The organism is Cupriavidus sp. DF5525 (genome assembly GCF_040149425.2).
GTDB classification, from domain to species: Bacteria; Pseudomonadota; Gammaproteobacteria; order Burkholderiales; family Burkholderiaceae; genus Cupriavidus; species Cupriavidus pickettii_A.
On the sequence record NZ_CP168266.1, the window covers coordinates 990,116 to 1,005,053 of the forward strand.

The 14,938-nt window shown below is 66.0% G+C and carries 15 protein-coding genes; 7 read left to right on the forward strand and 8 right to left on the reverse strand.

Going from position 1 to position 14,938, the window contains the following annotated elements:
- Position 1: 1 nt before the first annotated feature.
- The 6 genes from ABNX08_RS25800 to ABNX08_RS25825 all read right to left on the reverse strand — a co-directional run bounded on the left by ABNX08_RS25800 (position 2) and on the right by ABNX08_RS25825 (position 4,840).
- Positions 2 to 457 (reverse strand): GNAT family N-acetyltransferase, encoded by a 456-nt coding sequence (locus tag ABNX08_RS25800; protein WP_041682059.1) that lies wholly within the window; start codon positions 455 to 457, stop codon positions 2 to 4.
- A gap of 32 nt (positions 458 to 489) precedes the next feature.
- Entirely contained in the window at positions 490 to 1,026 is a 537-nt protein-coding gene (locus tag ABNX08_RS25805; protein WP_349605951.1) for a phosphonate degradation HD-domain oxygenase, read from the reverse strand.
- A gap of 4 nt (positions 1,027 to 1,030) precedes the next feature.
- Entirely contained in the window at positions 1,031 to 1,843 is an 813-nt protein-coding gene (phnE, locus tag ABNX08_RS25810) for a phosphonate ABC transporter, permease protein PhnE (protein WP_022538535.1), read from the reverse strand.
- Between the two features lie 73 nt (positions 1,844 to 1,916).
- Complete coding sequence (phnD, locus tag ABNX08_RS25815; protein WP_022538536.1) at positions 1,917 to 2,903, reverse strand: phosphonate ABC transporter substrate-binding protein; 987 nt, start codon at positions 2,901 to 2,903, stop codon at positions 1,917 to 1,919.
- A 75-nt stretch (positions 2,904 to 2,978) separates the two neighbouring features.
- Complete coding sequence (phnC, locus tag ABNX08_RS25820) at positions 2,979 to 3,827, reverse strand: phosphonate ABC transporter ATP-binding protein (RefSeq protein WP_022538537.1); 849 nt, start codon at positions 3,825 to 3,827, stop codon at positions 2,979 to 2,981.
- 83 nt (positions 3,828 to 3,910) lie between these two features.
- The gene (locus tag ABNX08_RS25825) at positions 3,911 to 4,840 is read right to left on the reverse strand and encodes a LysR family transcriptional regulator (protein WP_022538538.1); all 930 of its coding nucleotides are present in this window, start codon (positions 4,838 to 4,840) and stop codon (positions 3,911 to 3,913) included.
- Positions 4,841 to 4,951: 111 nt separating this feature from the next.
- Between ABNX08_RS25825 and ABNX08_RS25830 the strand changes: the two genes are divergently transcribed.
- The 3 genes from ABNX08_RS25830 to ampC all read left to right on the forward strand — a co-directional run bounded on the left by ABNX08_RS25830 (position 4,952) and on the right by ampC (position 7,774).
- The gene (locus ABNX08_RS25830; RefSeq protein WP_022538539.1) at positions 4,952 to 5,707 is read left to right on the forward strand and encodes an SDR family oxidoreductase; all 756 of its coding nucleotides are present in this window, start codon (positions 4,952 to 4,954) and stop codon (positions 5,705 to 5,707) included.
- Positions 5,708 to 5,738: 31 nt separating this feature from the next.
- Positions 5,739 to 6,347 (forward strand): NADPH-dependent F420 reductase, encoded by a 609-nt coding sequence (locus ABNX08_RS25835; protein ID WP_022538540.1) that lies wholly within the window; start codon positions 5,739 to 5,741, stop codon positions 6,345 to 6,347.
- A gap of 242 nt (positions 6,348 to 6,589) precedes the next feature.
- A complete protein-coding gene (gene ampC, locus ABNX08_RS25840) occupies positions 6,590 to 7,774 on the forward strand; it encodes a class C beta-lactamase (RefSeq protein ID WP_022538541.1) in 1,185 nt (394 codons plus the stop codon).
- A gap of 6 nt (positions 7,775 to 7,780) precedes the next feature.
- Here the strand turns inward: ampC and ABNX08_RS25845 are convergent, their stop codons facing one another.
- Positions 7,781 to 8,806 (reverse strand): AraC family transcriptional regulator, encoded by a 1,026-nt coding sequence (locus tag ABNX08_RS25845; protein WP_022538542.1) that lies wholly within the window; start codon positions 8,804 to 8,806, stop codon positions 7,781 to 7,783.
- 193 nt (positions 8,807 to 8,999) lie between these two features.
- Here ABNX08_RS25845 and ABNX08_RS25850 point away from each other — a divergent pair, with 193 nt between their 5' ends.
- The 4 genes from ABNX08_RS25850 (at position 9,000) to ABNX08_RS25865 (ending at position 13,979) form a co-directional block, all read left to right on the forward strand.
- A complete protein-coding gene (locus ABNX08_RS25850) occupies positions 9,000 to 9,980 on the forward strand; it encodes a quinone oxidoreductase (protein ID WP_022538543.1) in 981 nt (326 codons plus the stop codon).
- 9 nt (positions 9,981 to 9,989) lie between these two features.
- Positions 9,990 to 10,838 (forward strand): TauD/TfdA family dioxygenase, encoded by an 849-nt coding sequence (locus ABNX08_RS25855; RefSeq protein ID WP_022538544.1) that lies wholly within the window; start codon positions 9,990 to 9,992, stop codon positions 10,836 to 10,838.
- Between the two features lie 34 nt (positions 10,839 to 10,872).
- A complete protein-coding gene (locus ABNX08_RS25860; protein ID WP_022538545.1) occupies positions 10,873 to 12,519 on the forward strand; it encodes a fatty acid--CoA ligase in 1,647 nt (548 codons plus the stop codon).
- A 158-nt stretch (positions 12,520 to 12,677) separates the two neighbouring features.
- Entirely contained in the window at positions 12,678 to 13,979 is a 1,302-nt protein-coding gene (locus ABNX08_RS25865; protein ID WP_041681774.1) for a UDP-N-acetylglucosamine 1-carboxyvinyltransferase, read from the forward strand.
- Between the two features lie 14 nt (positions 13,980 to 13,993).
- Here ABNX08_RS25865 and ABNX08_RS25870 read toward each other — a convergent pair whose 3' ends face one another.
- On the reverse strand, positions 13,994 to 14,908 hold the full coding sequence (locus ABNX08_RS25870; protein ID WP_022538547.1) for a LysR substrate-binding domain-containing protein: 915 nt from the start codon (positions 14,906 to 14,908) through the stop codon (positions 13,994 to 13,996).
- Positions 14,909 to 14,938: the final 30 nt, after the last annotated feature.

Genomic DNA, 14,938 nt, shown 5'->3' on the forward strand with positions numbered 1-14,938 from the left:
CTCAGAGCTCGATACTGAAGCTGATGCCGTGCTCGGTGAACCCGAGCCGGCGATAGAACTGGTGCGCCTGCAACCGGCGTGCGTTCGACGACAACGCCAGCTTGGCCGCGCCGGCTTCCCGCGCCAGGCGCATCGCCTCGCGCATCATGGCCTTGCCGACGCCCATGCCGCGCGCCGACGGCGCCACCACCACGGCCTCGACAATCGCCTCCGGGCGGCCGTCGTGGACCAGCACGGGAAATACCAGCAGGCTGAAGGTGCCGAGCGGCACCCCGTTCTCGTCCACCATCAGGTAGCAGCGATAGTCCGGGTAGCGGCGCATCGTTGCGTAGCGCTCGCGCATCGTGGCCAGCGGCAACGGCGGCTCGTCATCCATCGCGGCGAGCAGCGCCGACAGGTGCCGCAGCTCCGCATCGGAGCCGCGCACCTCGCGCAGGGCCAGGACGGCTTCGGTCATTTCGTGCAATCCGTTCATGCCGTTTACGCCACTTACACGGCAAGGCGCGCGCAACGCGCAGCCATTTCAAGGTAGTGCGCCAGTGGCGGCGTGGCAAGGTCGACCACCTTGGCCAGGTCGTCGTAACGGCGCAGGCGCACCGCGGCATCGGCATGGGGGTTGGCTGCGAAGGCATTCGCCTGCCCCTCGTTGTATGGACCGCCCTGCAGCGCCAGGCTCTGCACCGAGGCCGGCGACAGCGTGCCGAAGTAGTCGGGATCGACCGCGCACAGGAAGCGCTTGGCCGCCACGTGCAGGCGTATGGGCTCGGTGACTTCGTCGCCGAAGAGCTCCGCCAGCGCGTCGGCGGCGACCTCCTGGTGGCGCATGTCGGTGTCGGTGCTTTCCGCCAGCAGCAGGTGGCCGACGTCGTGGAGCAGCGCCGCGACGATCAGCGGCTCGGGCTCGCGCGCCTGCTCGGCCAACTGCGCGCACTGCAGCGCGTGGACCGTCTGGCTGATGGCCTCGCCGCCGTACCAGGCGGTGCCGTGGCTGGCGAACAGGGTTTCGATGCGGGAGAGCGTGAGCATGGGGTCAGACGAGTACCTTGCGGATCTGCGCGGAGAGGATGTCGATGGCCGAGACAAACAGGATGATGATGATCATCACGGCACAGGTCTGCCCGTACTGGAAGCTGCGGATGATCTCCCACAGCACGGTGCCGATGCCGCCGGCGCCGACAATGCCGACCACCGAGGCCGAACGCACGTTCGACTCGAAGCGGTACAGCGCAAAGGACAGCCACAGCGGCAGCACCTGCGGAATCACGCCGTAGACGATCTCCTCGATCGGGCCGGCGCCGGTGGCGCGCACGCCTTCGACCGGGCGCGGATCGATGGCTTCCACGGCTTCGGCAAACAGCTTGGCCAGCACGCCGGTGGTGTGGATCCAGATCGCCAGCACGCCCGCGAACGGGCCCAGTCCGACGGCCACGATAAACAGCATCGCAAAGACCATCTCATTGATGGCGCGGCAGGCGTCCATGACGCGGCGCGCCGGCTGGTAGACCCACGCGGGAACGATATTGGCGGAGCACAGCAGGCCCAGCGGTACCGCCATCGCCACGGCCATGGCCGTGCCCCACAGCGCGATCTGGACGGTGACCAGCATTTCGTCCAGGTAGTGCCGCCAGTCGCGGAAGTCTGGCGGGAAGAAATCGGCGGCAAATTTCGCCATGTTGTTGGAATCGCGCAGCAGGTCCAGCGGGCGCATGTCGGCGCCTTGCCAGGACATGGCGAGCAAGGCCAGCACGACCGCCCAGGTCAGCAACACGGCAAGGGACGTGCGCGGCGGCCGGACGTTGCTTTGCGGCGAGGGCGGGAGGCCGGGCGTGGCGGTGACAGTCATGGGCAATCCGAATCAGGCAACATAAAAAGACGACGCGGGGCCGGCAACGCGCCGGGCCCCTGCGGGGTGAGGCTTATTGCGCGCTGGTGGCGGCGGCCTTGTCCAGCTCGGCCAGGCGGCGGCTGACATCGGCCAGGCGCTTTTCCTTGTCGGGGGCGGCCAGGGTGGTGTCCGTTTCGATCTTGGCCTTCTCGCGGGCCAGTTCGATCTGGCGGATCGGCACCAGTTGCGCGTCGCCCGAGGCGCGGAAGCCCTGGTAGGTCAGCGTGGCCAGCACCTGCTTTTCACGCGCGGCGTCGACGCCCTTGCCGTAGTTGACGAAGAAGGTCTGGATCTTCTTCTTCAGCTCGGGCGACAGGTCCTTGCGATAGACCATCGGATCGGCCGGGATCAGTGGCGACTTCCACAGCACGCGCACCTGGTCATAGGCATTCTTGCCCGTGTTGATGCGGTAGCGCTCCAGGTTCTCGGTGTTGTTCACCGCCACGTCGACCTGCTTGTTCAGCACCGACAGCAGGTTGGTTTCGTGGTTGCCGATGCGCACGGCCTTGAACAGCGTCTTGGGCTCGACCTTGTTTGCCGTCCACAGGTAGTAGCCCGGCACGGCGGTGCCCGAGGTGGAGTTGGGATCGCCGGCGCCGTAGCTCAGGTCCTTGCCGCGCTTGATCACGTCTTCGACGCTCTTCAGGTCGCTATCCTTGTTGACGATCAGCAGCGACCAGTAGCCCGGGTTGCCGTCCTTGTCGATCACCGAGGCAAAGACCTCGCCGTTGGCGCGGTCCACCGCTTCCATCGCCGACTTGTTGCCGAACCAGGCGATCTGCACCTTGTTAAAGCGCATGCCCTCGATGATGCCGGCGTAGTCGGACGCGAAGAACGGCTTGACCGGCACGCCCAGCGTCTTGCTGAGATCGTCGATCAGCGGCTGCCAGGCGCTCTTCAGGTTCGACGACGATTCCGTCGAGATAAAGCCGATGCTCAGGCTCTTGGCGTCTTGCGCAAAGGCGGGCAGGGCGACCACGCCCGATGCCACGACGGCGATAAAGGTTCTGCGAAGCATGGACAACTCCGGTTGGGAAAGGCTTGGGGGTAAGGCTGCGGTCGGGTGGGTGCTCAGTGGCCGCTCAGTGGCTGCTCACGCCGCCGCCAGGTTCATCGTGACCATCGCCGGCGCCGGCATGGCCGCGGCGGCTTCATTCGCTTCGGGCACGGAATCGTGCAGCAGTTCGTCGGCCTCGGTGCCATAGAGATCGCGCAGCATGGCCGGCGTCAGCGCCGCGGAGGGGCCGTCGTAGACCACCTTGCCGTGGCGCAGTGCCACCACGCGGGGGCAGTAGCGCATCGCCACATCCACCTGGTGCAGCGACACCAGCACCGCCACCTTGCGGGTGCGATTGATCTGCGTCAGCAGCGACATCACGCGGCGCGACGATTCCGGATCGAGCGAAGCGATCGGCTCGTCGGCCAGGATCACGCGAGCGTTCTGCACCAGCGTGCGGGCGATAGCCGCGCGTTGCTGCTGGCCGCCGGAGAGCGTCGAGGCACGCTGAAACGCATAGTCGTCTATACCAACTTGCGCAAGGGCATCGAGTCCGGCCTGCATTTCATCGGCCCTGAAGATGCGCAGCAGGCTGCGCCATTTGGGGATACGGGTCAGCATGCCGACCAGCACGTTGGTGATGACCGGAAGGCGGCCCACCAGGTTGAACTGCTGGAACACAAAGCCGATCTCGCCGCGTACCTTGCGCACATTGCCGGCCAGCCGGCCATTGCGCTGCACGTGGCGGCCGTTGACGAGGATCTCGCCAGCGCCGCCTGCGACAAAGCCGGCTACGTGGCGCAACAGTGTGGACTTGCCCGATCCCGATGCACCCAGCAGGGCGACCATCTCGCCTGGCGCGATGTGCAACGTGACATCGTCAAGCGCCTTGCGGTCCGCGCGGAACGATTTGGAAAGCCCGAGGACTTCGATTGCGTGCGTCATGTCGACTCCCTGGCTTGAATGACCTGCGCATTCTGGCCGGGATGGATGACAGAACGATGACGCTGGCGTCAGACAAAAATGTTCTAGCCCAGGCTGCCGGCAAAGCGCTCGGCCAGCCGTTCGCGGCGGAAGGCCTCGACCACGTAGTCGATAAAGACGCGCGTCTTGGCCGGCAGCAGCGTGCGCGTCGGGTAGTAGAGCGAGATCGCGCCTGCATCGGCATACCAGTGCGGCAGCAGGCGCACCAGCTCGCCACGCTCCAGCCATGGCAGTGCGTCAGGCACGGCGAGCAGTGTTACGCCAAGGCCTAGCAGCGCGGCTTCACGCATGGCGGCCGGGTCGTTGACGACGATCCGCTCGGGCAGTGCCGTGGCGGCTTCCGTTCCGGCCGCATCGCGCATGGCCCAGTGCCGCGCGCGTCCGGTGCGCGTGGAGCGCATCACGATGCCGTCGAATTGCGCGAGGCCGGCGGGGTTGGTCGGCAAGGTGCGCCCGCGCAGGTAGTTGGGAGAAGCCACGGCGACGATATGCGCGGGCGCCAGCGTGCGCGAGACCAGCCCGGGCGCAAGCTCGAAGCCGCCGCCGATGGCGGCGTCATAGCCCTCGGCGATCAGGTCGGCGGCGCGGTTCTCGAAATGCCATTCGGGCCGGATGGCAGGATAGCGGGCCAGGAACGCCGGCAGCAGCGGCATCACGTGAGTCACGCCGAAGGTCGGGGCCAGGCTGACCTTGAGCACGCCGGCGGGTTCGCCCTGGTCACCGGAGGCGCCCGCGATTGCCGCTTGCAGCGCATCAAGATTGCCGCCGATCGCCGCGAGGAAGCGCTCGCCGGCCTCCGTCAGCGTCAGCTTGCGCGTCGAGCGCTGGAACAGGCGCACGCCCAGGTTGCGCTCCAGCATGGCCACATTGCGGCTGACCGCTGCGGGCGTCAGCGCCAGCCGCCGGCCGGCCGCGGAGAAGCTGCCGGTTTCCGCGCTGCGAACGAAGGATTCAAGGTTGGCCAGGGTTTCCATGCCAACCAGATTACACCATCACTTGAAAATCATTCCAGCCATTCCTCACTAATCAAGCCGCAATCCGCCGCCCATACTCCGTTCACCCCTTCACACAACGGAGTTCGAACAATGACTGCAAACCACAACCTCCCGCTGGCCGGAAAGACCGCCCTCGTTACCGGCGGCTCGCGCTCGATCGGCGCCGCCATCGCCCGCCGGCTGGCCGCCGACGGTGCCGCCGTGGCTGTGACCTACAGCGCCTCGGCCGACAAGGCCAGCGCCGTGGTCCGCGAGATCGAGGCAGCGGGCGGCCGCGCCATCGCGATCGAAGCCGATGCCGGCAACCCCGCGGCAGTGCGCGCCGCCGTGGCCGCCACGGCAGAGGCCTTTGGCGGCCTCGACATCCTGGTCAACAACGCCGGGCTGGGCCTCGGTGGCGCCATCGAGGACATCGCCTTCGACACCTATGAACGCATGATCGCCGTCAACGTGACCGGCGTCTTCGTGGCCACGCAGGAGGCCGTGCGCCGTATGAAGGCGGGCGGGCGCGTGATCCACATCGGCTCGTCGATGACGCGCTACGCGGCCTTTCCGACGGCGTCGCTGTACACACTGACCAAGGGCGCGATCACCGGCTTCAACCGCAGCCTGGTGCGCGACCTCGGACCCCGCGGCATCACCGTCAATACCGTCCATCCCGGCCCGACCGATACGGAGATGAACCCCGATGGCGGCCCGGTCAGCAAGATCGTCGGCCCCGGCATCGCCATCGGCCGCTATGGCCAGCCGGACGAGATCGCCAATGTGGTCGCCTTCCTGGCCGGCCCGGAGGCGTCCTTCGTGACCGGCGCGGACATCGTCGCCGACGGCGGCTTCACGGCCTGAACGGCTCCCAGACCTGCACCGGAGAATCATCATGAGCGACAAGACCATCGGCATCATCGGCGCCGGCGCCATCGGCACGGCTTTCGCGCGTACACTGGCGCGCCACAGCATCAAGGCGGTGATTGCCAACAGCCGCGGCCCTGAAACACTGCAGGACCTGGTACAGGAGATCGGCCCGTCCGTGCGCGCCGGCACGCGCGAGCAAGCCGCGGCGCAGGACATCGTGCTGGTCGCGGTGAACTGGTCGCGGCTGCCGCAGGCGCTGGCGGGGCTGCCAGACTTTGGCGGACGCATCGTCATTGATGCCAACAACCCGATCGAAGCGCCGCTGTTCCGTCCCGCTGAACTGCACGGGCGGCTGTCCAGCGAGATCGTTGCCGGGCTGGTGCCGGGTGCGCGCGTGGTGAAGGCGTTCAACCACTTGCGGCCCGAATTCCTGACGGGCGATCCGCGCGAGGATGGCGGGCAGCGAGTGCTGTTCTATTCCGGCGACGACGACGGCGCCAAGGCCGAGGTGGCGGCACTGGTCGAGCGGCTCGGGTTCTTCGGCATCGACCTTGGCAAGCTGGAGGTGGGAGGGCGGCTCGTCCAGTTTCCTGGCGGGCCGCTGCCCGGGTTGAACCTTGTGAAGCTGGGCTGAGGCGACGATCCGGCATCGGGAGCCCGCGGTACCGGGATGCCTCGCGGCGGGGGACAGGCGGCGCGGATGGCCGGCGCGGTCCCTGCCAATTCCCAAATTCTTCGTCTGAGAGCTTGCGCAAGATTTTGTTGTTTGCGGAAGATGTACAGTCCTCGTTATATTTGCTCGCCCCCGTTCGTCGTTTCCCAGTCGCCGCCGGCCCCCGCCGGGACCAGCCTGAACCCAAGGTCCAAGTGCCTGATATGAAAAAAATTCTCACCGCAAGCATTGCCGTCCTCGCCACCACTCTTTGCGAGGCCAGCGCCCACGCTGCCGACAGCAGCGCGCAAAGCCAGATCGGGCGCACCGTGAACGCCACCATCCGCCCCGTCATGCAGGCCAACAACGTTCCCGGCATGGCGGTCGCCGTCACGGTCGGCGGCAAGCACTATTTCTACAGCTATGGCGTCGCCTCCAAGTCCGGCGGCAAGAAAGTCACCGAGAACACGATTTTCGAGATCGGCTCGATCAGCAAGACGTTTACGGCGACGCTGGCCTCCTACGCACAAGTGCGCGGCAGCCTGTCGCTGTCCGACAAGGCCAGCAAATACCTGCCTGCGCTTGCCGGCAGCAGCTTCGACGCGATCAGCCTGCTCGACCTGGGCACGTATGCGGCCGGCGGCTTGCCGCTGCAATTCCCGGAGGCCGTCACCGACCAGGCGAAAATGGTCGCCTATTTCAAGGACTGGCGCCCGAGCTACGCCCCCGGTACCCATCGGCGTTATTCGAATCCCAGCATCGGCCTGTTTGGTTACCTGGCTGCCCAAAGCATGGGCCAGCCGTTCGATGACCTGATGGAGAAAACCCTGTTTCCGGGGCTGGGCCTGAAGCACACCTATATCAGGGTGCCGCAGGCCAGGATGGCCGACTACGCCACTGGCTACACCAAGGACGACAAGCCGACCCGGGTTTCGCCCGGCGTACTGGATTCAGAAGCCTACGGCGTAAAGACCACCGCGGCCGACATGATCCGCTTTGTCGAGGCCAATATGAACGGCGCAGGGCTGGACGACACCCTGCAACGTGCGATCGCCGGCACGCATACCGGGTATTTCAAGGTTGGCGACATGATGCAGGGGCTGGGATGGGAGATGTATGACTATCCGACGAGGGTCGATAGCCTGCTTGCCGGGAGTTCCACGCAGGTCGTTTTCGCGGCGAACAAGGTGAACAGGCTGGATCCGCCGCGGACGGCGAAGGCCGATGTGCTGGTCAACAAGACCGGGTCGACCAACGGGTTTGGGGCCTATGTGGTCTTTGTTCCCGCGCAGAGAATCGGCATCGTCATGCTGGCGAACAAGAACTTCCCGGTGGCCGCCCGTATCAAGGCCGCGTACCAGATCCTGACGGCGCTGGACGGCAAACTCGCGGCGGCGGAGGCGCGTTAGGTCGCCTCAACCTTCACCCTGCCTGGACGCCGGCACATTCGCCACATGCTTGCGCCGCCACGCCACCGGCGACGCACCGAACTGGGCGGAGAACCATCGCGTGAAGGAACTTGCCGAGCCATAGCCCAGCAACTCGGACACGTTCAGCAATGAGTATTGCGGGTTCTCCACATAGCGCCGCGCCAGCTCGCGGCGGACTTCATTGAGGATGTCCGTGAAGGTCTCGCCGGCTTCATCGAGCTGGCGCTGCATGGTACGCAGGCTCAGGCCAAGTCCCTGGGCCACGGCTTCAGAGGTGGCGCGGCCCATCGGCAGCATCAGGTAGACCGCATTGCGCACGTCACGGCCAATGGACGGCTCGTTCACGCGCGGCAAGGTGTCGACAAAGCGCTGCGCATAGCGTGCCATGGCCGGATCCCCGGTCGGATTCGGCGCGTCCAGGTCCGCCGCCAGGCAGACGATGCCGTTGAACTCGCTGTCGAACGCCAGCGGGCAGCCGAACAGCCTGCGGTGGACGCGCAGGTCGGCGGGCGCCGAGTGCGTGAAGTTGACGCTGAGCGGCTGCCACTGGGGGCCCAGCAGTGCCCGGCAGAGCCGGAACACTACCCCGATGGCGAGCTCGGTGCCCTGCCGCGAGGGTGCATCCAGCACGACTTCCTGCCGGATGGTGACGGCCTTTCCGGCCTCTTCCAGCAGGATGGCGACCGATTCGTTGACCAGGTGCCGGTAGCGGATGATGGTGGCCAGCGCGTCGCGCAGCGTGGCTTGCTGGCTGATCAGCAGGCTCATCACGCCAAAGTCGGAGAGCTGCCGCGATTCGGCCATGCGCAGCCCGAAGGTCGGGCAGGCGGTCGCCTCGGAGGCGGCTTCCAGCAGCTTGGCACAGGCATTGACCGGAATGCGCTGGTCCGGGTCGGCCAGCAGGGCGCGGCTCAGTTTGGCCGCGCGCAGCAGCGGCTGTGGGTCGAGGCCGATTTCTGCAGCCACTTCAAAGAAGTTGGTCAGTGCAGCCGCACGCACCAGCGTCTCCAAACCTGTCTCCTTGTTCTTGTCCCGGCTGCCCGCAAAGGTGCGCCAGCGTTGTCTCGCAGCGGATGATAGGCCCGCCTGGCATGAAATGCAAAGTGGATGGAAGCTATTGCAAAGCACCGCTTCGCTCCCGGTTCTACATTGGCTTCCATACGCGGCGCACCTTGTGCCGCGCCTGACCAAGGAGACCAACGCTGTGGAAAAAATTGTCCGGATGTACGAGATCGGCGGGCCGGAAGTACTGCGCTATGAAGGCACTGAAGTAGGCGACCCCGGCCCCGGCCAGGTACGCATCCGCCACGTGGCGGTCGGCCTGAACTATGCCGATACGTATTTCCGCAACGGGACTTACCGCGTGCCGCTGCCCTCGGGCATGGGCGTGGAAGCGGCTGGCGTGGTGCAGGCGATCGGCCCGGACGTCACCAATGTTGCCGTCGGCGATCGCGTGACCTACACCGGGTTCCTCAATACGCTTGGCGCGTACAGTACCGCCCGCCTGGTGCCCGCTGCACCGCTGATCCGCCTGCCGGAAACGATCAGCTTCGAGACGGCGGCCGCGATGACCATGCGCGGGCTGACCTCGGCTTACCTGATGCGCCGCATCCATGCCTTCAAGGAAGGCGACAGCATCCTGCTGCATGCCGCTGCCGGCGGCGTGGGCCTGATCGTTTCGCAGTGGGCCAAGCTGCTGGGCCTCACCGTGATCGGCACGGTTTCCTCCGAAGCCAAGGGCGAGGTGGCGCGCGCGCACGGCTGCGACCATATCATCAACTACAGCCATGAAGACGTGGCCGAGCGGGTGCGCGCGCTGACCGATGGTGTCGGCGTGTCGGTGGTGTTCGACAGCGTGGGCAAGTCGACCTTCATGGCGTCGCTGGATTCGCTCAAGCGGCGCGGCACGATGGTGTGCGTAGGCACCGCCTCGGGCCCGATTCCCCCGTTCGATCCAGTGCTGCTGGCCATGAAAGGCTCCCTGTTCCTGACCCGGCCGGCCCTGGCCGACTACATCGCCGATCCCGCAGAGAAGGCCGATCTGGCCGGGGAACTGTTTGATCACGTGGGCGCGGGCCGTATCCGCATCGAGATCAACCAGCGCTATGCCCTGCAGGATGCGGTGCAGGCACACCAGGACCTGGAGTCGCGCAAGACCACGGGCTCGTCGATTTTCGTTATCTGAGGCAACGCCATGCAAGTCCAACAAATCACCTGCGCGCTTGGCGCCGAGCTGACCGGCGTCGAGCTGGCCGATGCGATCCGCGACGACGGCCTGTTTGCCGAGATCCGAGCCTTGCTGCTGAAGCACCGCGTGCTGTTCCTGCGCAACCAGCAGTTCAGCCGTGCCGAGCATGTCGCCTTTGCGCAGCGCTTTGGCGAACTGGAAGACCATCCCGTCGCCGGCAGCGATCCCGAGCACCCGGGCCTGGTCCGCATCTACAAGACCCCCGACCAGCCCAACGACCGCTACGAGAACGCCTGGCACTCCGATACCACGTGGCGCGAAGCCCCGCAGTTCGGCGCCGTGCTGCGCTGCGTGGAATGCCCGCCGGTAGGCGGCGACACCATGTGGGCAAACATGGCGCTTGCCTATGAACGGCTGCCTGCGCACATCAAGGAGCAGATTGCCGACCTGCGCGCGCGCCACAGCATCGAGGCCTCCTTCGGCGCGGCGATGCCGATCGAGAAGCGCCTGGCGCTGAAGGCCCAGTATCCGGATGCGGAACACCCTGTCGTGCGCACGCACCCCGATACCGGCGAGAAGGTTCTTTATGTGAACGCCTTCACCACGCATTTCACCAACTACCACACGCCTGACCGCGTGCGTTCCGGCCAGGACGCCAATCCGGGCGCGGGCGACCTGCTGCGCTACCTGGTCAGCCAGGCGTATATCCCCGAGTATCAGGTGCGCTGGCGCTGGGAACCCAACTGCGTGGCGATCTGGGACAACACCGCTACCCAGCACTACGCCGTGATGGACTATCCGCCATGCCACCGCAAGATGGAGCGCGCGGGCATTATCGGCAGCAAGACGTACTGATTCCCCGGCCACGGCAACGCAAGACAACACAGCAATGCAAGACAACCTGATTACGGCCGCACAGTCGGCCTACGCTTACCCGCTGCTGGTCAAGCAGCTCCTGATCAACTCCGTCAGCCTCTACGGCGACCAGGAAATCAGCTACCGCGGCCAGATGCGCTACACCTTCCGCGATTTCCGCGGCCGCATCGGCAAGCTGGCTTCGGCGCTCACTTCGCTCGGCGCCGGGCACGGCACCACCGTGGCGGTGATGGACTGGGACAGCCATCGCTACCTGGAATGCTACTTCGGCGTCCCCATGATGGGCGCGACGCTGTTCACGGTGAACGTGCGTCTGTCGCCCCAGCAGATCCTGTACACGCTGAACGACGCCGGCGCGGACATCGTGCTGTTCCATCCGGATTTCGCGCCGGTGCTCGAGCAGATCCGCGGCGAGCTGACCTGCAACCCGCGCTTCGTGCTGATGGCTGACGGCCAGGACGCACCGGCGCTGACGCTGCCGCTGGCGGGCGAGTATGAGGCGCTAGTGGAAGCCGCCTCGCCCGATTTCGTCTTCACGGACTTCGACGAGAACACCAAGGCCGCCACCTTCTACACCACCGGCACCACCGGCGACCCCAAGGGCGTCTGCTACAGCCACCGCGACATCGTGCTGCACACGCTGGCATCGGCCACGAGCCTGTGCTCGCCCCGCGAGGGCCAGCGCATGCACCGTGAAGATGTCTATATGCCGATCACACCAATGTTCCATGTGCTGGCATGGGGCATCCCGTACATCGCCATGATGCTGGGCCTGCGTACCGTGCTGCCGGGTCGCTACGCGCCGGACGCGCTGCTCAGGCTGCGCGAGACCGAGAAGGTCACGTTCTCGCACTGCGTGCCGACCATTCTTCAAATGCTGCTACAGTCGGCGCAGGACGGCGCCACGGACCTGTCGGGCTGGAAGATCATCATCGGTGGCTCGGCGCTGCCGCCCGCACTGTGCGAGGCGGCGCTGGCGCGCGGCATCGATATCTTCGCCGGCTACGGCATGTCGGAGACCGGCCCGATCGTGTCGCTGGCCCAGATTCCGCCGGGTTGTACGCCCAAGGACCGCGCCGAGGAAGTCCGCATGCGCTGCTCGACCGGCCGTCCGGTGACGATGGTGGATTACCGCATTGTCAGCGAAGACATGCGCGACCTGCCGCGCGACGGCAAGAGCCGCGGCGAGATCGTGCTGCGCGCGCCGTTCCTGACCAAGGGCTACTTTGGCAAGCCGCAAGCGTCGGAAGACCTGTGGTCGGGCGGCTTCCTGCATACCCAGGACGTTGCGGTGATGGGCGAGGACGGCTTCGTGCAGATCGTGGACCGTATCAAGGACGTCATCAAGACCGGCGGCGAGTGGGTGTCTTCGATCGAGGTGGAGAACCTGATCACGGAAGTGCCCGGCGTGCAGGAATGCGCGGTGATCGGCGTGCCGGATGCGAAGTGGGGGGAGCGGCCGATGGCCTTTGTGGTGCGCAAGGCGGGTGCCGAGGTCAAGCCCGAGCAGATCCGCGATCAGCTGATGGCGCATGTGGATTCACGCCGAATCAGCAAGTACGCGGTGCCTGAGGCTGAGCGCATCGCCTTCGTCGAAGCGATTCCCAAGACCAGCGTGGGCAAGATCAACAAGAAGCAGCTGCGCGAAGAAGCGGCCTGAAGGGTAGGAAAGGGAATTTGCGCCAGTCCTCGGGGACTGGCGCTTTTTTTTTTGCTCAGGATGGCTCACGACAGATCGGGGGGGCCGTTGCGCGAGAACAGTACAATGCCGGACGCGTTTCCCCGATTTGCCGTTCCCGTCACTTGCCCGCCTCACCCATGTCCAACCTCATCGTCCACGGTGGCACGCCCCTGCGCGGCCGCATCATTCCCTCGGCCAACAAGAACGCGGTGCTGCCGGTGCTGTGCGCTACGCTTCTGACCGACCAGCCTCTGCGGCTGCATGGCGTTCCGGACATCACGGATGTCCGCAAGATCCTCGATATTTTCCGCACGCTGGGCAGTGTAGTTCACCTGGATGACGCGACCGGCACGCTGGACCTGCACCATCGCGACACCACATTCGACGCCGCCACGCACCGGCTGCCCGAGGAAATGCGCTCGTCGATCATGCTGGTGCCGCCACTGCTCGCCCGCTTCGGCGTGGCGCGGCTCGAAGACAACGTCAAGGGCTGCACGCTGGGCGTGCGCGAGATCGATCCGCACGTCGACATCTTCCGCTCGTTCGGCGGCGAGGTGGAGCGCGCCAGCGGCTCGCTGCTGGTGCGCAGCGGCGGCCCGCTGAAGCCGACCCACCACTGGCTCGACTATGCGTCGGTGACCACTACCGAAAATTTCGTGCTGTGCGCGGCCGCTGCGGAAGGCGAATCGACGCTGACCAACGCCGCCTCGGAGCCGCATGTGCAGGAGTTCTGCCGCTTCATGGCGATGATGGGCGCCGACATCGACGGCATCGGCACCTCGCGGCTGACGGTGCGCGGCGGGGCCCGGCTGCGCGGCGGCGAGTTCACCTTCGAGGAGGACTTCCACGAGATCACCACCTTCCTCGCGCTCGGCGCAATTACCGGCGGTGACGTGGTGGTGCGCAACAGCACGCCCGGCAACTTTCCGCTGATCGACCGCACATTCGCCAAGTTCGGCGTACAGGTGGTGCACGAGGACGGCTGGTCGCGCGCGCTACGGCCGGGTCCGCTCAAGGTGCAGACGCCCTTCACCAGCAATGTGCTGACCAAGGTCGAGGCGGCGCCGTGGCCGTACTTCCCGGTCGACCTGCTGCCGATCTTCATCGCGCTGGGCGTGCGCGCGCAGGGCAATGCGATGTTCTGGAACAAGGTCTACGACGGCGCGCTCGGCTGGACCGGCGAGCTGTCGAAGTTCGGCGCGCACGTGTTCTCGTCGGACCCGCACCGGCTGATCACCTTCGGCGGCAATCCGCTGACGCCGGCGGTGGTCGAGAGCCCGTACATCATCCGGGTCGCGATCGCGCTGTTCATGGTCGCGGCCAGCATCGATGGCCGCTCCGAGATCCGCAACGCCGCGCCGATCCGCCGCGCGCACCCGCGCTTCGTCGAGAACCTGCGCAGCCTCGGCGTGCAGGTCGAGTGGACCAGTGGGGAATAAGGGGCGGTTGGCCCCTAAGTGACATGCCACCTGGCACGGGTCCGTCGCGACTGGATAGTCTGCCGGACTCCGCTGCCACCCACCGCCTCAAACAACTGCTTTGCGGGCGGACTTACTCGCCAGTCACGCAGATAGAGATCAAAACAAAGGTCGGGAAGGCGTGGCAGCCCTTCGGCTTCCCCCAGGACCCGTAGTTCGGGGGCAAGCATTTCGATCGCCCTTACTGTCACCCCCAGACCCGCGCGCAGGGCAGCACGCAAGCCGCCGAACGCGAGCGAAGTGGATACGTGTCGAATGCGCCAGGGGATATGGTGCGCATCCAGCGCGGCAAGCGCCGTCGCGCGGTAGTTGCTAGGCTCGTTGGGCAAGACCAGGGGCACGGGCTGCGACGGATCGTGCACGTATTCGGCGGCGGCCATCCATACCATCGGCGAGGTTCGCAAGCGCACGTGGGGGTGCGCGGAATCCACCATGCCTTCCGGCATTGCAATGAGGCTGATCTCGATTTCCCCCCGCTTCAGCGCCTGCAGCAGGTGGGCCGCGCGGGCGGGATGCACCTCGATCTGCACATGTGGATAGAGCGCCGAAAAGCGCGCGAGCAAGGGCGGCAGCAAGAACTCTGCGGCGTCGTAAGGACTTCCGATGCGCAGTGGCCCGCGCAGGTCCGGGGCCGCCAGAGATTCCAGCGCTTCTTCGTTCAACGCGAGCAGTTGGCGCGCATAGTCCAGGAGTCGCACGCCGGGCTCGGTCAGCCGCTTCGAGCGGCCGACCTTCTGGAACAGCGCCACGCCGAGTTGCGCTTCGAGGCGGGCCATCTGCTGCGTGACGGCGGATTGTGTGCGGTGCACTTGCTCGGCCGCAAAGGCAAAGCTCCCGCCGTCGGCGACCGCGACAAAGGTACGGAGAAGCTCCAGGTCAAGGGTGCGCACGAAAGTTAAGTGTGGCTAATATTTCTTCGC

Excerpts from the sequence above, each read along its gene's own strand:
- ABNX08_RS25800 (WP_041682059.1), bottom strand. The coding sequence starts at position 457 with ATGACCGAAGCCGTCCTGGCCCTGCGCGAGGTGCGCGGCTCCGATGCG.
- ABNX08_RS25805 (WP_349605951.1), bottom strand. The coding sequence starts at position 1,026 with ATGCTCACGCTCTCCCGCATCGAAACCCTGTTCGCCAGCCACGGCACC.
- phnE (WP_022538535.1), bottom strand. The coding sequence starts at position 1,843 with ATGACTGTCACCGCCACGCCCGGCCTCCCGCCCTCGCCGCAAAGCAAC.
- phnD (WP_022538536.1), bottom strand. The coding sequence starts at position 2,903 with ATGCTTCGCAGAACCTTTATCGCCGTCGTGGCATCGGGCGTGGTCGCC.
- phnC (WP_022538537.1), bottom strand. The coding sequence starts at position 3,827 with ATGACGCACGCAATCGAAGTCCTCGGGCTTTCCAAATCGTTCCGCGCG.
- ABNX08_RS25825 (WP_022538538.1), bottom strand. The coding sequence starts at position 4,840 with ATGGAAACCCTGGCCAACCTTGAATCCTTCGTTCGCAGCGCGGAAACC.
- ABNX08_RS25830 (WP_022538539.1), top strand. The coding sequence starts at position 4,952 with ATGACTGCAAACCACAACCTCCCGCTGGCCGGAAAGACCGCCCTCGTT.
- ABNX08_RS25835 (WP_022538540.1), top strand. The coding sequence starts at position 5,739 with ATGAGCGACAAGACCATCGGCATCATCGGCGCCGGCGCCATCGGCACG.
- ampC (WP_022538541.1), top strand. The coding sequence starts at position 6,590 with ATGAAAAAAATTCTCACCGCAAGCATTGCCGTCCTCGCCACCACTCTT.
- ABNX08_RS25855 (WP_022538544.1), top strand. The coding sequence starts at position 9,990 with ATGCAAGTCCAACAAATCACCTGCGCGCTTGGCGCCGAGCTGACCGGC.
- ABNX08_RS25860 (WP_022538545.1), top strand. The coding sequence starts at position 10,873 with ATGCAAGACAACCTGATTACGGCCGCACAGTCGGCCTACGCTTACCCG.
- ABNX08_RS25865 (WP_041681774.1), top strand. The coding sequence starts at position 12,678 with ATGTCCAACCTCATCGTCCACGGTGGCACGCCCCTGCGCGGCCGCATC.